General features: G+C 72.5%; 17 protein-coding genes and 1 pseudogene. 10 read left to right on the forward strand and 8 right to left on the reverse strand.

From position 1 onward, the window contains the following. Positions 1 to 152: 152 nt before the first annotated feature. The 3 genes from ACRAWC_RS11835 to ACRAWC_RS11845 are packed head-to-tail and all read right to left on the reverse strand — an operon-like array spanning position 153 to position 2301. Positions 153 to 908: an HNH endonuclease family protein gene (locus ACRAWC_RS11835; RefSeq protein WP_431347898.1), complete on the reverse strand. Its 756-nt coding sequence runs from the start codon at positions 906 to 908 to the stop codon at positions 153 to 155. Further along, a complete protein-coding gene (locus ACRAWC_RS11840) occupies positions 905 to 1531 on the reverse strand; it encodes a hypothetical protein (RefSeq protein WP_431347899.1) in 627 nt (208 codons plus the stop codon). Before ACRAWC_RS11840 ends, ACRAWC_RS11835 begins: the two co-directional genes overlap by 4 nt. Beyond that, a complete protein-coding gene (locus ACRAWC_RS11845) occupies positions 1528 to 2301 on the reverse strand; it encodes an MBL fold metallo-hydrolase (RefSeq protein ID WP_431347900.1) in 774 nt (257 codons plus the stop codon). Before ACRAWC_RS11845 ends, ACRAWC_RS11840 begins: the two co-directional genes overlap by 4 nt. 52 nt (positions 2302 to 2353) lie before the next feature. Between ACRAWC_RS11845 and ACRAWC_RS11850 the strand changes: the two are divergent. Next, positions 2354 to 3687: pseudogene (locus tag ACRAWC_RS11850) on the forward strand (MATE family efflux transporter). Between the two features lie 171 nt (positions 3688 to 3858). On the opposite strand, the gene ACRAWC_RS11855 reads toward ACRAWC_RS11850, so the two are convergent. Both ACRAWC_RS11855 and ACRAWC_RS11860 read right to left on the reverse strand, forming a co-directional pair. Next, positions 3859 to 5067 carry an amidohydrolase gene (locus tag ACRAWC_RS11855; RefSeq protein WP_431347901.1) on the reverse strand — a complete coding sequence of 403 codons (1209 nt, stop codon included), beginning with the start codon at positions 5065 to 5067 and terminating at the stop codon, positions 3859 to 3861. Positions 5068 to 5227: 160 nt separating this feature from the next. Further along, the gene (locus ACRAWC_RS11860; protein ID WP_431347902.1) at positions 5228 to 6295 is read right to left on the reverse strand and encodes a LacI family DNA-binding transcriptional regulator; all 1068 of its coding nucleotides are present in this window, start codon (positions 6293 to 6295) and stop codon (positions 5228 to 5230) included. 110 nt (positions 6296 to 6405) lie between these two features. On the opposite strand from ACRAWC_RS11860, the gene ACRAWC_RS11865 reads away from it, so the two are divergent. Further along, positions 6406 to 7665 carry an MFS transporter gene (locus ACRAWC_RS11865; protein WP_431347903.1) on the forward strand — a complete coding sequence of 420 codons (1260 nt, stop codon included), beginning with the start codon at positions 6406 to 6408 and terminating at the stop codon, positions 7663 to 7665. 110 nt (positions 7666 to 7775) lie between these two features. Here the strand turns inward: ACRAWC_RS11865 and ACRAWC_RS11870 are convergent, their stop codons facing one another. After that, complete coding sequence (locus ACRAWC_RS11870) at positions 7776 to 8819, reverse strand: lactonase family protein (RefSeq protein ID WP_431347904.1); 1044 nt, start codon at positions 8817 to 8819, stop codon at positions 7776 to 7778. A 33-nt stretch (positions 8820 to 8852) separates the two neighbouring features. Here ACRAWC_RS11870 and nucS point away from each other — a divergent pair, with 33 nt between their 5' ends. The 5 genes from nucS to ACRAWC_RS11895 are packed head-to-tail and all read left to right on the forward strand — an operon-like array spanning position 8853 to position 11208. Beyond that, complete coding sequence (nucS, locus tag ACRAWC_RS11875; protein ID WP_431347905.1) at positions 8853 to 9548, forward strand: endonuclease NucS; 696 nt, start codon at positions 8853 to 8855, stop codon at positions 9546 to 9548. After that, complete coding sequence (locus tag ACRAWC_RS11880) at positions 9548 to 9778, forward strand: hypothetical protein (protein WP_431347906.1); 231 nt, start codon at positions 9548 to 9550, stop codon at positions 9776 to 9778. The genes nucS and ACRAWC_RS11880 overlap by 1 nt, the downstream gene beginning before the upstream one ends. After that, the gene (locus ACRAWC_RS11885; RefSeq protein ID WP_431347907.1) at positions 9715 to 9969 is read left to right on the forward strand and encodes an SseB family protein; all 255 of its coding nucleotides are present in this window, start codon (positions 9715 to 9717) and stop codon (positions 9967 to 9969) included. The genes ACRAWC_RS11880 and ACRAWC_RS11885 overlap by 64 nt, the downstream gene beginning before the upstream one ends. Before the next feature lie 37 nt (positions 9970 to 10006). Beyond that, a complete protein-coding gene (locus ACRAWC_RS11890) occupies positions 10007 to 10702 on the forward strand; it encodes an HAD hydrolase-like protein (RefSeq protein WP_431347908.1) in 696 nt (231 codons plus the stop codon). A 56-nt stretch (positions 10703 to 10758) separates the two neighbouring features. After that, the gene (locus ACRAWC_RS11895; RefSeq protein ID WP_431347909.1) at positions 10759 to 11208 is read left to right on the forward strand and encodes a hypothetical protein; all 450 of its coding nucleotides are present in this window, start codon (positions 10759 to 10761) and stop codon (positions 11206 to 11208) included. Positions 11209 to 11372: 164 nt separating this feature from the next. Here the strand turns inward: ACRAWC_RS11895 and ACRAWC_RS11900 are convergent, their stop codons facing one another. Both ACRAWC_RS11900 and ACRAWC_RS11905 read right to left on the reverse strand, forming a co-directional pair. Continuing rightward, the gene (locus tag ACRAWC_RS11900; RefSeq protein WP_431349431.1) at positions 11373 to 12341 is read right to left on the reverse strand and encodes a BglG family transcription antiterminator; all 969 of its coding nucleotides are present in this window, start codon (positions 12339 to 12341) and stop codon (positions 11373 to 11375) included. Next, positions 12239 to 13285 (reverse strand): BglG family transcription antiterminator, encoded by a 1047-nt coding sequence (locus ACRAWC_RS11905; protein WP_431347910.1) that lies wholly within the window; start codon positions 13283 to 13285, stop codon positions 12239 to 12241. Before ACRAWC_RS11905 ends, ACRAWC_RS11900 begins: the two co-directional genes overlap by 103 nt. Positions 13286 to 13457: 172 nt before the next feature. On the opposite strand from ACRAWC_RS11905, the gene ACRAWC_RS11910 reads away from it, so the two are divergent. From ACRAWC_RS11910 to ptsP, 3 genes are all read left to right on the forward strand, one after another. Continuing rightward, positions 13458 to 13766: a PTS sugar transporter subunit IIB gene (locus tag ACRAWC_RS11910; protein WP_431347911.1), complete on the forward strand. Its 309-nt coding sequence runs from the start codon at positions 13458 to 13460 to the stop codon at positions 13764 to 13766. Positions 13767 to 13829: 63 nt separating this feature from the next. Next, the gene (locus ACRAWC_RS11915; RefSeq protein WP_179604070.1) at positions 13830 to 14096 is read left to right on the forward strand and encodes an HPr family phosphocarrier protein; all 267 of its coding nucleotides are present in this window, start codon (positions 13830 to 13832) and stop codon (positions 14094 to 14096) included. A 2-nt stretch (positions 14097 to 14098) separates the two neighbouring features. Beyond that, entirely contained in the window at positions 14099 to 15808 is a 1710-nt protein-coding gene (gene ptsP, locus ACRAWC_RS11920; protein WP_431347912.1) for a phosphoenolpyruvate--protein phosphotransferase, read from the forward strand. The last annotated feature ends 28 nt before the right edge of the window (positions 15809 to 15836 follow it).

The raw sequence follows: 15836 nt of genomic DNA on the forward strand, positions 1-15836 counted from the left end.
GACCGGCGGGGGATCATGCGCTCTGGCTGCTGCATGCGTTGATCGTAGCGGCCGGTCGCGGCCCGAGACGCCGTCGACGCGACGGCGGCGCGGCGCTCGGCAGGCGATCGGCGGAAGGGCCGGACCAGCCACCCGCCTGGCGCGGAGGGCTGTCAGCACCCGGCCAGGATCCCTTTCAGCGCCGCACCCTCCGCGGCCGTCACCCACAGTCCGTACTTGGCCTTCACGGCGACCTGGCGGGCCGCGTACTCGCATCGGAATCCGCGGTTCGGCGGCAGCCAGGTCGCCGCGTCTCCCGCACCTTTCGCCTGGTTCGTCGCCCCGTCCACCGCCAGCAGCTCGAGCGGGTCGTTCGCGAGTTGGACGCGCGCCTCCTGGCTCAAGCCCTGGGCGCCGGTCTGCCACGCGTCGAGCAGCGCCACGACGTGGTCGATCTGGACGAGAGCGGACGTCTGCACCCCGCGGGCGAACGCGATGCTGCGGCCGGTGTACGGGTCGCTCAGGGTGCCGGTGAGGACCGCGCAGTCCGCGCGCCGGCTGACTGCGGCGAGGTCGCGGGCGAGGATGTCGTCCCGGGTGTCGCAGCCGTTCTTGTCGACGTCGAGCCAGGCCTCACCGAAGCGCGCAACGCGGTCGTACCCGGTCGCCGGGGCACGGCCCTTCACCGGGAGCTGCGCGAGCGCGGCGCGGGCACCGGCCGCATCGAGCAGGCCGGCCGCCGACCGCGCGCCGGGCGGCGAGGCGAGGGTCGAAATCGCGCCGGACGAGGCGTCCGTACCCGGCGCGGACGGTGCGCGTCCGCCGTTCAGCGCAGCGTAGCCTCCCGCTCCGGCGAGGGCGAGCAGCAGCGCGACCGCAGCGACCGGCCACGACGCCGGACGACGGCGCCGCACGGACGTCCGGCTCACAGGAACGAGTCGTCGACGAGCCCGCGGTGGAGGCCGCGCCGTGAGAGGTGGACTCCCGGGCGCTGCGCTGTCGCGATCTCGCCGAGCTCCCGCATCACCCTCCCGAAGTAGGGCGCTGCGGTCGCGTTGCGGTACGCGCCCGGGTTGAGGTCGGCCTCGTTGCGCAGGCGGATCTCGGCACGCGCGGCCTCGATCAGGGCGATCACCTTGGCGCCGCTGCGGTACCGGATGAGCCGGTGCACCCACTGGTCCAGAGCCTCCGGGAGGCCCGCCGGGACGCGATCGTGCTCGGCGGCGAGGGAGTCGCGCCGGACCCCAGCGGTGTCGGGGGCGGTGGCGTAGCGTTCACGCGCCGGGGCGTCCGACGGCCGCCGCTCGGAACGGAGCACCGCCAGCAGGTCGTCGCTGCGGTTGGCCTGTTGCGCGAGCACGCCCAGCGCGTCGACGGCCGAGCTGTACTCCTCCTCATAGCCCGAGTAGTCGGCCGGATGCGCGGACCGGTCGTGGAGGAGGTCGGTGCGCGCCGACGCCGCCTGCCCCTTGGTGAGGACCGTGCGCCCGTTGCGGACCCGCTCGAGACGCCAGGACCAGGTCGACAGCAGTTCCGGCATCAGGTGGCTCATCCCTCCACTGTAGGAACAGCCACCGACACCGGGCCGACCGACACGACGTCGCCGGGATGCGCCGACGCGACGGGGCCGTCGAAACGTGTGGAGGCGCGCGCGACCGCCTCGGCGGGGTCGAGGCCGAGGGCGAGATGCGTCAGCAGGAGACGCCCGACGCGCGCGTCCGCGGCGAGGGCGCCGGCATCCTCCGGGGTCAGGTGGCTGCCGTCCGGCCGGTCCGCGCCGGCCTCGGCGAGCATCAGATCGCACCGGGCCGCGAACGCGGTCAGACCGCGGGACGGCGCGGCGTCACCGGTGAAGAGGAGGGAGGCGTCATCGGCCCGCGCGCGGAGCGCCCAGGCGGGGACGTCGTGCTCGACGGCCTCCCAGGCGAGGTCGAGGTCGCTCACGCGCCGGCCCCGTCGATCGGCGAGCGACTCGAACGCGAAGACGCGATCGAGGTCGCCGGCGGCGCGGGCGCCGAGGAACCCGACGAGCCGGGCCCGCAGATCGGGCGGCCCGACCACCCGGAGCGGTGGGCGGCCCGGGAGGTCGCCGAACGCGAGAGCGTAGAAGAGCGGGAGCAGATCGGCCGTATGGTCGGCGTGCGCGTGCGAGATCCAGACGGCGTCGAGGTCGGCGGGCGAGCGGTGACGCTGGAGCTCGGCGAGGGTCCCGGGCCCGGCGTCGATCCAGACCGAGGCGGCGCCGTGCTCGAGGAGGTAGCCGGAGCAGGGGGACGCCGGCGTGGGGTAGTGGGATGCGGTGCCGAGGATGGTGAGGCGCATCAGGTGATGGTAGCGGGGCCTGTCACCCCCTCGCGATAGCGTTGTCCCCGCCGTGAACGTCCTCCCCCGCCGCCCGCTCGACCGCGAGATCCTGCGTCTCGCCGTCCCCGCACTCGGCGCGCTCGTGGCCGAGCCGCTCTTCCTGCTGGCCGACTCGGCGATGGTCGGGCATCTGGGCGTCGCACCGCTGGCGGGGCCCGGGATCGCGAGCGCCGTGCTGCAGACCATCGTGGGGCTCATGGTCTTCCTCGCCTACTCGACCACTCCCGCCGTCGCGCGGCGGCTCGGCGCGGGCGACGAGCGGGGGCGGTCGCCGCCGGCGTGGACGGGAGCTGGCTGGGGCTGGCGCTGGGGATCGTGCTCGCGGCGGCCGGCTGGGCGGCCTCCCCGCTGCTCGTGGGGCTGTTCGGCGCGTCCGCGGAGGTCGCGTCCGAGGCGGAGACCTACCTCGCGATCTCGATGCTCGGGCTCCCGGCCATGCTGCTGGTGTTCGCGATGACGGGGCTGCTGCGCGGCCTGCAGGACACGCGCACGCCGCTCGTGGTCGCTGTCGCGGGGTTCGGGGCGAACATCGTGCTGAACTTCTGCTTCATCTACCTGGCCGGGCTCGGGATCGCCGGGTCCGCGCTCGGCACCGTCGTAGCGCAGTGGGCGATGGTCGTGGTGTACGCGGTCATCGTCGGCCGGCACGCGCGACGCGTCGGCTCCCTGCTGCTGCCGCACCATTCCGGGATCGGCAGGACCGCGCGGGCCGGTGGATGGCTGTTCCTGCGCACGGCGAGCCTCCGGGCGGCGATGATGCTGGCCGTGTTCTGCGCCACGCGGCTGGGGCCGGACGAGCTCGCGGCGTTCCAGGTGACGATGACCGTGTTCGCGACGCTCGCCTTCGCGCTGGACGCGCTCGCGATCGCGGCCCAGGCGCTGGTCGGCAAAGGCCTCGGGGCCGGGGAGCTCGACGACGTCCGGGAGGTTCTGCGCCGGTGCGTGCAGTGGGGGCTCGGCGCCGGCGTGGTCCTGGGGGCTGCGACCGTCGCGCTCAGCCCGGTCGCGGCCGGGCTGTTCACGAGCAGCCCGTCCGTGGCGGCGCTGCTGCCGGCCGCGCTCGCCATCATCGGGGTGAGCGCGCCGCTGGGCGGCTACGTGTTCGTGCTGGACGGTGTGCTGATCGGCGCAGGGGACGCGCGGTATCTGGCGCTGACGGGGGTGCTGAACGTCGCGGTGTTCGTGCCGCTCGCGCTCGCGGTGGTGACGTGGGGCTGGGCCGATGTCGGCGGCCTCTCGGCGCTGACGGCAGCCTTCGCGTTCGGGTACCTGGGTGCGCGGGCGGTCACGCTCGGCCTGCGGGCGCGCGGGCGCGCGTGGATGCGTCCCGGCGCCGAGCGGTAGCGGCAGCGTCCCGTCCGCACATTCGTGCCGAATCGCGCCTCACGCGGTGCGAAACGCCACATTCGTGCCGAAAGTCACGACCGTCGCCGCTGGAGGCGTCACGACATCCGGCATGAAGCGCCGCTCAGGCGGCGGTAAACGCCACATTCGGCACGAATGTCGTGGCGCGTCTCAGGCCAGCCACTCGCGGGCGGCCGTCACGAGGGCGCGGACACCCACATCGATCGTCGGCTGCGCCACCGGCGCGAAGAACGGCGAGTGGTTCGACGGGATGTCCGTGTCCACCGTTCCCGCCTCCATCGCAGCCCGCAGAGTCTCCGGGTCGGCCCCGCCGAGCATCCAGTAGACGAGCGGGACGCCCGCCGCAGTCGCCAGATTGCCGACGTCCTCGCTTCCGGACAGTGCGCCCGGCTGGAGGACGGCCTCCTCACCGAATTCGGACGCGAACGCCGCGTTCACGCGGGCCGTGGCCTCCAGGTCGTTCACTGTGACGGGGTAGCGCTCGCCCCACTCCGTGATCGGCTCGTGCGGGGAGCCGCTGGCCTGCAGCTCGGCGCGGAGGATGCGGTCGACGCCCTCCAGCACGCGCGTGCGGACCGTCTCGTCGAAGCTCCGGACGCTGATCCCGAGCGTCGCCGACGGCGCGATGATGTTGTTCTTGGTGCCGGCGTGGAGGGTGCCGACGGTGACGACCGCGGTGTCCTGCGGGGCGATCTCGCGCGCCACGACGGTCTGCAGGCGCATGACCGCGGAAGCCGCCATGACGACCGGGTCGATGGTCGTCTCCGGGCGGGAGCCGTGGCCGCCGCGTCCGCGCAGGGTCACCTCGAAGGCGTCGACGGCGGCCATCGCGGCGCCGGGATGCGCGCCCACCATGCCGGCCGGGGCCGGGGTGACGTGCTGGCCGAGCACGACGTCCGGCGCGGGGACCTTCGCGTAGAGGCCGTCCTGGACCATCACGTCCGCTCCCCCGCCGTGCTCCTCGGCCGGCTGGAACACGGCGACGAGCGTCCCCGACCAGTCGTCCGTCGTCCCGGCGAGACGCTCGACGGCGCCGAGCAGGCAGGTGATGTGGATGTCGTGGCCGCACGCGTGCATGACCGGCACGGGGTTGCCGTCGTCGCCGGGCGCGGTCTGCGTCGACGCCCACGGGAGCCCGGTCTCCTCGCGGACGGGCAGCCCGTCCATGTCCGCGCGCAGCAGCACGGTCGGGCCGTCGCCGTTGCGGAGCACGCCGGCGACGCCGGTGCGGCCGATTCCGGTGTGCACCTCCAGGCCGAGGGCGGACAGGTGCCCGGCGACGATGCCGGCGGTGCGGTGCTCCTGGAAGGAGAGCTCGGGGTGGGCGTGGAGGTCGCGGTAGAGGGCTTCGAGGTCCATGGGGTCCACCCTATGCGGGGCGGGTGGTGGGACGTCGGTAGCGGAGGAGATCGGTCGCGGCACGCCGGCCGAAAGCAGTGAACGGAGGAGTTTCGGGGGTGGGAGTGGCGGGAGTCCTCCGTTGGCGTCCGAGGGAGGGCGGAGGTGAAGCGCGCCGGACCTACGCCCGCGGCTCCGCCGTCGTGTTGCCGCGGTGGAACTCGCTCGTGAACGACATCGGGTGCGCCGGCCTGCCCTCCAGCATCTCGACGATCGCGCGGCCGGCGGCGCGGCCCTTCTCGACCGCGGGCTGGACGAGGGTCGTGAGGTCGTACGGCCACAGCCCGTCGACGCGGACGCCGTCGAAGCCGACCACGCTGACATCGGTCGGGACCTGCAGGCCGAGCTCCTCCGCGGCGCGGATCACGCCCGCGGCGAGCAGGTCGCTCTGCGCGATGACCGCGGTCGGGCGGCGCGACGGGTCAGAGAGGAGCGCGGTTCCGGCGATGCGGCCCTCCTCCACGAACGAGCCGCGGGTCGTCCAGCCGCCGGCATCGGGGAACACGTCCCGGGCGCCCGCGAGGCGCTCGGTGGCGGTGGTGGAGCTGCTGCCGCGCACGACCGCGGGCGTCAGCGGTCCGCGAGCGCGATCCCGCCGGAGCGGAAGGGTGACGATCGCGATGTCTCGGTGGCCGAGGTCGTGGAGGTGCTGAGCGGCGAGGCGCGTGGCCTCCCGGTTGTCCTGGCCGACCGAGGGGACGTCGTCGGCCGGGTCGCCCTCGATCGCCACGAGCGGGATGCCCCGCCGGCGCAGCATCGCCACCGACTCGTCCAGGCGGGGGCTGCAGCCGACCAGCACCACCGCGTCCATCGGGGCGTCCTCGATGCGCTGGGCGGTCTCCCCCGCGTCGGTGAGGATGAGGAGGCCGGCCTCGACGGCGGCGATCTCGTCGGAGATGCCGTCCAGCAGGGCGATCTTGATCGGGTCGCGGAACGCGTCGCCGACCCGCTCCTCCATCACGACGCCGACGATCCCCGACCTGCCGCGGCGCAGTGAGCGGGCGCGCGGGTCGGGCCCGGCGTAGTCGAGCTGCCTGGCGGCGTCGAGGACGCGCTCCCGTGTGGCGTCCGAGACGGGGCCCGTGCCGGAGAACGCGAGCGAGGCGGTGGAGTTGGAGACACCGGCCAGGCGGGCGACGGCGGCCAGCGTCGGCCGGGCGCCCGCGAGGGGTGTGCTGCTGTCGTTCACGTGTGGTAGCTTAGTCGAATCGTTTCGATCGAAACGATTCGAGTGGCGAAATCCGCTCCCCCACCAGAACCCGCCGGCCGCGCGCGGCCCCGCTCCTCCCAGGACGACCGATGTCACAGCCGACCCCGACGACGACCCGCAGCCGCCGCGAACTGCGCACCTGGCGCAACGCGGTCTTCGTGATCTTCATCCTCAGCGGGCTCGCGATGGCGACGTGGGTGGCCCGCATCCCGGGCGTCCGCGACGACCTCGGCCTCGGGCGCGACCCGTCCTCGGTCGGCCTCCTCATCCTCGGGATGTCGGCCGGCGCGATCATCGGACTGTCGGTGTCATCGCTGGTGCTCGTGCGCTTCGGCCCGCACAAGGGGATGGTCGGGGCCCTCGTGATCGTGGCGATCGGCACGCTGGCGATCGGCTTCGGCTCGACGGTGTTCCACGCCGTGCCGATGGTGGCGGTCGGCCTCATCCTGCTCGGCTTCGGCAACGGGATGGTCGACGTGATGATGAACGTCGAAGGCACAGCGGTCGAGCGCGAGATCGGCAAGACCCTGATGCCGCTCATGCACGCCTTCTTCAGCCTGGGCACGGTGCTCGGAGCCGGGATGGGCGCGGCCGCCGCCGCCCTCCGCATCGGCGTCGTGTGGCACCTCTCCTTCATCGCCGTGGTGCTGGTCGTGGTTGCACTGGTCGCCATCCGCTTCATCCCGCGGGAGGCCGACCTCGGCGACGAGACGGCCGAGAAGCCGCGCATCCCGTTCGGTCAGCGGCTGCGCGCGTCGCTGGCGGTCTGGGGCGACTGGCGACTGATCCTCATCGGCGTGGTCATGCTCGGCATGGCGTTCGGCGAAGGCTCGGCGAACGACTGGATCGCGTTGGCGACGGTCGACGGCCACGGCCAGTCGAACTCCACCGGCGCGATCGTGTTCGGCTTCTTCGTCGCGGCGATGACGCTCGGCCGCGTGCTCGGCGGACCGATCGTCGACCGCGTCGGACGCGTCGCTGCGATCCGCGTGACGGCCGCGATGGGCGTGGCGGGCCTCCTGCTGTTCATCCTCGGCGGCCCGCTGTGGGTGGCCGTGATCGGAACCGTGCTCTGGGGCTTCGGCGTCTCGCTCGGCTTCCCGCTCGGCATGTCGGCGGCGTCGGAGGGTGCGGAGAACCCGGCCGCGCGCGTCTCGGCGGTGGCGATCATCGGCTACTGCGCGTTCCTGGTCGGGCCTCCGCTGATCGGCTTCCTCGGCAAGGAGTTCGGGCTGCTGAACGCGCTCTACCTCATCCTGGTGCTGCTGATCGCGTCGTTCCTGGCCGCGCCGGCCGTGCGCCCGGCCGCCCAGAGGCGCGCCCGAGCACTGGCACCCGTCGAAGACTGACCCCGCCGCCCGACCCGAGAGTACGCACGAAATCAGGCGAAAACGCCCGATTAGGCGGAGAATCTGGGTACTCGGCCCTGTGCAGGGTGCCGGGTGCGTGGTGCGGGCGGTCAGGCGAACGCGAGGCAGACGGGGGTCGGCACAGGGGACGAGCCGAGTCGGCGGAGGGCGCGTGACGCGGCGTCGAACGCGAACACGCTCACCTCGTCGCTGTCCTGGCACGCTGCCAGCACCCGGTCCCCCTCCGGGGAGATCACCAGATCCCGCGGCGCGCGCCCGCCGACGGGCACGACGTCCACCAGTTCCAGCTCCGAGGCCTCGGCGTCGAACGCGAACACGCCGATCGTGTCATCGCCGCGGTTCGTGACCAGCACGGTGCCGCCATCCGCGGTCACCCGCACGGCCGCGGTCAGATTCGAACCCGCCGCCGAGGGCCCGCGCGTCCCGGACGAGGCCACCCGCTCGAACCGGTCGCCCTCCCGCCGCAGCACGTCGAGGGTGCTGTCCAGTTCGTTCACGAGGAGGGCGTGCCGGCCGTCCGGATGGAACGCCAGGTGCCGCGGACCCGCAGCGCCCACCGCGACGGTCGCCTCCGGCCGCAGCGTCAACGATCCCGACTCGGACAGCGCGTACCAGCGCACCTCGCCGAGACCGAGGTCGACCACCACCACTTCCCCGGTCACCGGGTCGACCGAGAGCTGGTGGACGTGCGGAGCCTCCTGCCGCGCCGGGTCCGGGCCGTGGCCTTCGTGCTGGACGAAGGCCGTGCGCTCGCCGATGGCGCCGTCCTCGAGCCCGAAGACGGAGACCGTGCCGCCGACATAGGTGCCGGTCAGCAGGAACCGCCCGGACGGATGCAGCGCCAGGTGCGCGGGAGAGTCGCCTCCGCTCGGCACCCGGCCGAGCGGGCGCAGCGAGCCGTCCGCGAGGCGCGCGAACGCAGAGACGCCGCCGTCCGGACCGGTCTCCTCCACGGCGTACACGTGCGAGCCGTCGGCCGACACCGCCACCCACGACGGGTTGGGCACCGCGGCCGCCACGGCCACGTCCACGACCGCCGTGCCGTCGAACCGCGCCGAGAGCACCCCCTCGGCGTGACCGTCGACGTGCGGGAGGCGCTGCGTATAGGTGCCGATCAGGAGGTCGTGGGCCATTCCCACATCCTGCCAGCCCCGTACACTTGACCGGTGCGCCTCGTGATAGCCAACTGTTCCGTCGACTACGCCGGCCGCCTGAGCGCCCACCTCCCGCTCGCCAAGCGCCTGCTCATGCTCAAGGCCGACGGCAGCCTCCTCGTCCACTCCGACGGCGGCTCCTACAAGCCGCTCAACTGGATGAGCCCGCCCTGCACGCTCACGGTCGACGAGCCGGACGAGCTGCAGCGGGAGGCCGGGATCACCGAGGTCTGGCGCGTCACCCAGGCGAAGACGGCCGACATGCTCATCGTCTCCATCCACGAGGTGCTCAGCGATTCCGCGCACGAGCTGGGCGTCGACCCCGGGCTCCAGAAGGACGGCGTGGAGGCGCACCTTCAGAAGCTGCTGGCCGAGCAGATCCACCTCCTCGGCGACGGCCACGTGCTCGTCCGCCGCGAGTACATGACCGCGATCGGCCCGGTCGACATCCTCGCCCGCGACGAGCGCGGCGCCTCGGTCGCGGTCGAGCTGAAGCGCCGCGGCGACATCGACGGCGTCGAGCAGCTCACCCGTTATCTCGAGCTGATGAACCGCGACCCGCTGCTGGCTCCGGTGTCCGGGGTGTTCGCGGCGCAGGAGATCAAACCCCAGGCCCGAACGCTGGCCGAGGACCGGGGCATCCGCTGCCTGGTGCTCGATTACGACGCCATGCGGGGGCTGGACGACAGCGACAGCAGGCTGTTCTGATGGCCGCCCCCGCGGGACGCTTCCCGCAGACCTACGAGAACGGCCCCGTCCGCAAGGCCCTCACCGCCCTCGCGGCGGAGCCGACGATGGAGAACCTGGAGACCCTCCTCACCGCCGCGACCACAGGCGGATTGGTCGTCGACGTCACCGGGTCCGAGCCGGGGAGGTGCGGCTGCGGACCATCCAGTCGACCGCGGGCGAGCCGGTGCTGCCGCTGTTCACGTCGATGAAGGCGCTGCGCAACGCCGTCGGGGCCGCGGGAGGCAAGGGCACACGCGTGCAGGCCGTGATCGTCCCGGCCGCCGAGGCCCTCGGTTACATCGCCAGTGCGGATTTCGTGGCCGTGCAGTTCGACCCGGGAGCAGCGCACACCATGGTCGTCGCGCGCTCGCACATCGAGACCGCTCTCAGCGAGCACTGACGATACATTCGTACATCTCACATAGCATTGGACGGCTATGACAAACCCGACCACGACCACCGACGCGCCCGCGACCGTCGCGCGCACCTGGACCTGCGTCCTCTTCGACCTCGACGGCACGCTCACCGACTCCGCACCCGGCATCACGTCCTCCCTGGTGCGCATGTTCGAGGCGCTCGGCCTCCCCGTCCCCACCGCCGCCGAACTCGTGGAGTACGTCGGGCCTCCGCTGCTCGACTCGCTGCAGGCGATGGCCGGCTTCGATGAGGCGGGCGCCCGCGCCGCCCTCACCGTCTACCGCGCGGACTACGCGGCCAACGGCGCATTCGACAGCGCCGTGTTCCCCGGCATCCGCGGCCTCCTGCAGCGTCTGCGCGCGGCCGGCATCCCACTCGCCGTCGCCACCAGCAAGCCCGAGACCCAGGCCACGCGCATCCTGGAGCACTTCGAGCTCGCGCAGTACTTCGACGTCATCGCCGGCGCCACCGACGACGAGAGTCGCAGTGCCAAGGCCGACGTCGTGGCGGACGCGCTGCGCCGCCTGGGCGAGCTGGGCGTCGCGCTCGACCACACCGTGATGGTCGGCGATCGCGCTTACGACGTGGAGGGTGCGGGCGAGCACGGCATCCCGACGATCCTCGTGGAGTGGGGCTACGGTTCCCCGGCCGAGGCGGCGGGCGCGATCGCGGTCGTGCACTCGGCCGACCAGCTCAGCACGCTGCTGCTGGGCTGAGCGGGAGCGCCGGAGGCCCCGCAGCGGGACCATCGGAGGCTGCGCAGTAGGCTGGAGTGCTGTACTACCGCACCGCATACAGCACTAGGAAGAATCATGCGCACCAACAGCAGATCGCTCGTCCCCGCCGCCCTCGTCGCGGCACTGTCCATCGCCGCACTCACCGGCTGCTCCGGCAGCGGCAACGGCTCCAGCTCGACGCCGTCGGCGTCGGCCGCCCAGGAGGCGACCTCCAAATCGCTCCCTCCGACTTCCCGAAGTCGGACGTCCCGATCGTCGCCGGCACCGTGCTCGTCGCGAACGGGGACCACAACGACGGCTGGTCGGTCACCGTCCAGCCGAAGGACAAGAACGGCTTCGCCGACGCGAAGGCCGCCCTCGAGAAGGCCGGTTACACGGTCCAGCCCGGCGCGACCGACAGCAAGGCCGTCTACAAGAACGACAAGTACACCGTCGCGATCGGCACCCCCGGCGTCGCCGTGACGTACCTCGTCACCGCCAACTGATCGGCGCTTTCGCCGTCTCCGGCGGCCGAGCGATTCGTGCCGAATGTCGCGAATCGCGGCCGCAAACGCGACATTCGTGCGGAATGTGCGCCGGGACACTCGTGCGGAATCTCGTGAATCGCGCCGGCGAACGCGACATTCGTGACGAATGTCGCGGGGCGGCGCTAGGCGTCGATGATGCGGACCAGCTCGTCGATGAAGGCGGTGAACGTGTCGGCGCGCCGGATCAGCCCGAGCACGGCCTCCCGGTCGGAGAACACCTCCACGAACTGGTCGAACACCGTCTGGAACGCCGCGCGACCGCCCTCCGAGAACGCGATGAACGCGATCACGTTCACCCGCGCGTCGCCCCAGTCCATCGCGGTGTCGTTGACGACGATCGCGATCGCCGTCCGGTTGGCGTTCATGGTCATGGCGTGCGGCACGGCGAGGGTGTCGGTGAACGCCGTGGACGACATCTGCTCCCGCTCGACCGCCTGCTCCACGTAGTCGCGGCCGATCGCGTCCGCCGCGATCATCCGGTCGCCGAGCGCACGGATCATGGTGATCGCGTCGCGCGCGTAGAAGTTGCGCAGGAACAGGCTCTCGTCGAAGTACTCGAGCAGTTCGTTCTTGATGCCGGCGCGGCGGCGCTGCCGGCGGATGCGCGCGACGGACTGCCGGATGTGCTCCACGTCCGTCGCGGTGAGGAACGGCTGCACGATGACCGTGTTCTCCCGCCGTCCCCGCGGGTCGATCGTGGTCAGCACCAGGTCTGCGTCGATCGCTGACCAGTCGGCGTCGGTGGAGGTGATGACGCTCACGATGTCCAGCTCGTCTCCGAGCGCGCTCTCCAGCTTCTCGCGCAGCAGGATGTGCATGTCGTAGTAGTTCGGGCAGACGACCGCGGTGCGCACGGCATCCCGGCGGCGGGACTGCTGTTCCAGGTAGGCGCCGACGTGCATCGCGATGTAGGCGATCTCGTCGTCGTTGACCGCGATCCCCTCCGCCGCCTGCAGCCGGCTCGCGATGTACACCGCCAGCTCGTACGTCATCGGGTACGAGCTCTTGATCGACCGGGTGAGCGGGTTGCGGGAGTACGTGTTCTCGTGCGCCCGCGCCACCAGATTCTGTACGTGGAGGGTGAGCCGCACGATGAAGTCCTCGTCGCGGAGGTCGACCAGGTACTCCGTGGAGGCGCGCGACACGATCCCGCGCACGGTGGCGAGGTCGTCGTCGCTGACGAACTCGGCGACGCTGTCCGCCCGCGCTCCCGGCGCGATGACCCGCGTCCGCAGCAGGATGGCGAGGTAGCGCAGCTCGGTCGGGTCGAGCTCCACGTCGAAGTGCGTGCGCACGAGCCCGCCCAGGTCGTCCGCCAGGCCGCGCAGCGCCTCCCCGCTTCCGCCGCACCTGCGGCCGGGAGCACCCGGTTCTTGGCGACCCGGTCGAGCGCGACCGCCATGTGCAGCAGCACGTCGTTGATGCCGTACTCGTTGACGAAGAACCCGCGCGCGTCCAGCATCTCGACCAGATCGGACTTGAACGCGGCGAGACCCTCCGACGCGAACGCCTCCTGGATGCGCGACACGTCGACCACACCCTGCCGCGTCTCGTCCCGGAACAGCCGGCTGATCAGCTTGCGCCGCGCGATCTCTGGCCCGTTCAGCCGCGCGACCGGACCGTGCCGGTCGAGCTCCAGCTCCGTGTCGGCCAGGAGGCTGCGGACCCGGGTGAGGTCGGACTCGATGGTGGAGTCGCTGACGAACAGGCTTTCGGCGGTCTCGTAGACGTCGATCCCCTCCGGCTCGTCGAGCAGCCGCCGGGCGAGGAATGCGAGGCGCTCCTGCGGCGACCCCGCCGACGGGGAGGCCTCCGGAACGTCGGCCAGATAGGCCGCGTAGGCGTCGCCCTTCACCCGGTACCCGTTGGGCCCGGACTCGACCAGCTCGCCGAGCGCGGCGGCGTAGCTCCGGATGCTGCGGGAGGTCACACCCAGGTCCTGCGCGAGCTCGGCGGCCGTCACCCAGGCAGCACGACGCGACAGGATGTCGAGCATCCTCGTCTGCTTCGCCGAGAGCGCCACCAGCAGAGCCACCTTTCCGGAACCGAGTCAACCACGGCCGTGGCGCGGGCGGAGGTGCCCCCGCACGTGTTTCCGCCCCCCAGGAAGAATCCTTCCTGGCCCTCGCCCGACCGCCGGGCGGAGCATGGTCACGATCCACCGGACCACCCTGTTCCACCCGTTCCACCCGAAAGGCATGAGGTCGATGAAGATCATCGTTGTCTGCGGCGCGGGCGCCTCCAGCACCTTCGTCGCCGTGAAGCTCCGCACCGCCGCGGCCGCTCGCGGACTGAACGTGCAGGTCGCCGCGGGCAGCGCGAGCCAGCTCGACTCGCTCGCCGCGGTGGACGTCGTCCTCGTCGGCGCGCACCTGGAGGCCGCGGTCCCCGGGCTGCGCGCCCGTGCCGCCGGCACCGGAACCGCCGTCGCGGTCCTCCCGCCCGTGTCGCCCGCCGCCCTCGACGGCGCTCTCGCGCTGGATCTGGCCCTCAGTGCGAAGGCCGGGGCACGATGAGAGCCGATGGCACCGCGGAACCGCAGCGTATGGTGCCACCCGAGAACGAAGGAGACCGGAACAATGGCTGAGCGGATCATCACCGTCGGATCGACCCACGGGCTGCACGCCCGTCCCGCCAAGCTCTTCGTGGAGGCCGTCGGCGCCTCCGGTGCGAAAGTGTCGCTGTCGAAGGAGGGCGGTCGCACGGTCGACGCCGGCAGCATCCTGGGCGTGATCTCGCTGGGCATCGACCACGGCGACAAGATCGTCCTGGCGACCGACGCCCCGAACGCCGAGGCGGTTCTCGACGATCTGGCCGAGATCCTCACCACGGACCACGACGCCTGATCATGTCCGAGACCACGAATACGACAACGGACGCGACCGCCTGGACGCTCACCGGCGCCGGCATCGGCCAGGGCATCGCCATCGGCCCCGTGCTCCGGATGTCCGACCCGCTCCCCGAGCCGGACACCGCTCCCAGCACCCGCACCCCCGACGAGGAGAAGGCCCGCGTCGCACAGGCCGTCGCGACGGTGGCCGCCGACCTCCGCGAGCGCGCCGGCCGGGTGTCCGGCACCGCGGCGGACGTGCTGGAGGCCCAGTCGATGATGGCGGAGGACTCCTCCCTCGCCGACGACGTGGCCTCTCGGATCGACGGCGGCACGACCGCCGAGCGTGCGGTGTTCGAGGGATTCGGGGTGTTCCGTGACATGCTCATCGGCCTCGGCGGCTACATGGGCGAGCGCGCCACCGACCTGGACGACGTGGCCCAGCGGGTGATCGCGGCCCTGGAGGGCCGGCCCGCGCCGGGCGTCCCGGAGTCGGACGTGCCGTACATCCTCGTCGCCCGCGACCTCGCCCCCGCCGACACGGCGCTGCTCGACCTGACGAAGGTGCTCGGCCTGGTCACCCGCGAGGGCGGCCCGACCTCCCACACGGCGATCCTGGCCCGCGAGAAGGCGATCGTCGCGATCGTCGGCGTCGCCGGGGCGGACGACCTCGCCGCGGGGTCCGAGGTGATCCTCGACGCCGGCGCCGGCACGGTCACCGTCGCGCCGACCGCGGCACAGTCCGAGGACGCCCGCCGCCGCATCGCCGAGCGGGATGCCGCCCTCTCCGGCGGTCTGGAGCCCGGCGCACTGGCCGACGGCACCGCGATCCCGCTGCTGGCGAACCTCGGCTCGGCCGAGGGCGCGCAGAAGGCGGTCGACGCGGGAGCGGAGGGCGTCGGCCTGTTCCGCACCGAGTTCCTCTTCCTGGACGCACGCATGGCCCCGACCGTGGAGCAGCAGCGCGAGCAGTACGTGAAGCTGCTGCGGGCGTTCCCCGGCAAGAAGGTCGTCGTCCGCGTCCTCGACGCCGGCGCCGACAAACCGCTGGAGTTCCTCAACGACGCGCACGAGGACAACCCGGCGCTCGGGCTGCGCGGCATCCGCGCCCTGCGCGCCAACGAGGACATCCTGCGCGAGCAGCTCACCGCCCTGGCCGAGGCCGACGCCCGGACGGAAGCCGACCTCTGGGTCATGGCTCCGATGGTCGCGACGGTCGAGGAGACCCGGTACTTCGTGACGCTCGCCACCGAGTTCGGACTGAAGACCGTCGGGGTCATGGTCGAGGTCCCCTCCGCCGCGCTGCTGGCCGGCCGGGTGCTCGAGGAGGCCGCCTTCGCCTCCATCGGCACCAACGACCTGACCCAGTACACGATGGCCGCCGACCGCCTCCTCGGCTCGGTCGCCGGCTTCCAGGACCCGTGGCACCCGGCCGTCCTCCGCCTCGTCGGCGAGGTCGGTGCAGCGGGCGCCGCGCACGGCAAGCCCGTGGGCATCTGCGGCGAGGCCGCAGCCGACCCGCTGCTCGCCGTCGTGCTCGTCGGCCTCGGCGCGACGACGCTCTCGATGTCGCCCGCGGCCCTCGCCGACGTGCGGCTGTCCCTCACCCGTTACACCCTCGACCAGGCGAGAGCCCTGGCCGAGGCAGCACTGGCCGCCGATGGCGCGGCCGAAGCCCGGGAGGCCGTCCGAACCACGGCCGCCGGGTTCGCCCACCCGCCTGCCTAGGCGGGCCCCCACCTGCCTCGGCAGGACC

The sequence above is a fragment of the Leifsonia sp. L25 genome, assembly GCF_050632895.1.

Excerpts from the sequence above, each read along its gene's own strand:
- ACRAWC_RS11910 (WP_431347911.1), top strand. The coding sequence starts at position 13,458 with ATGAAGATCATCGTTGTCTGCGGCGCGGGCGCCTCCAGCACCTTCGTC.
- ACRAWC_RS11845 (WP_431347900.1), bottom strand. The coding sequence starts at position 2,301 with ATGCGCCTCACCATCCTCGGCACCGCATCCCACTACCCCACGCCGGCG.
- ACRAWC_RS11880 (WP_431347906.1), top strand. The coding sequence starts at position 9,548 with ATGGCCGCCCCCGCGGGACGCTTCCCGCAGACCTACGAGAACGGCCCC.
- ACRAWC_RS11915 (WP_179604070.1), top strand. The coding sequence starts at position 13,830 with ATGGCTGAGCGGATCATCACCGTCGGATCGACCCACGGGCTGCACGCC.
- ACRAWC_RS11855 (WP_431347901.1), bottom strand. The coding sequence starts at position 5,067 with ATGGACCTCGAAGCCCTCTACCGCGACCTCCACGCCCACCCCGAGCTC.
- ptsP (WP_431347912.1), top strand. The coding sequence starts at position 14,099 with ATGTCCGAGACCACGAATACGACAACGGACGCGACCGCCTGGACGCTC.
- ACRAWC_RS11840 (WP_431347899.1), bottom strand. The coding sequence starts at position 1,531 with ATGAGCCACCTGATGCCGGAACTGCTGTCGACCTGGTCCTGGCGTCTC.
- ACRAWC_RS11890 (WP_431347908.1), top strand. The coding sequence starts at position 10,007 with ATGACAAACCCGACCACGACCACCGACGCGCCCGCGACCGTCGCGCGC.
- ACRAWC_RS11865 (WP_431347903.1), top strand. The coding sequence starts at position 6,406 with ATGTCACAGCCGACCCCGACGACGACCCGCAGCCGCCGCGAACTGCGC.
- ACRAWC_RS11870 (WP_431347904.1), bottom strand. The coding sequence starts at position 8,819 with ATGGCCCACGACCTCCTGATCGGCACCTATACGCAGCGCCTCCCGCAC.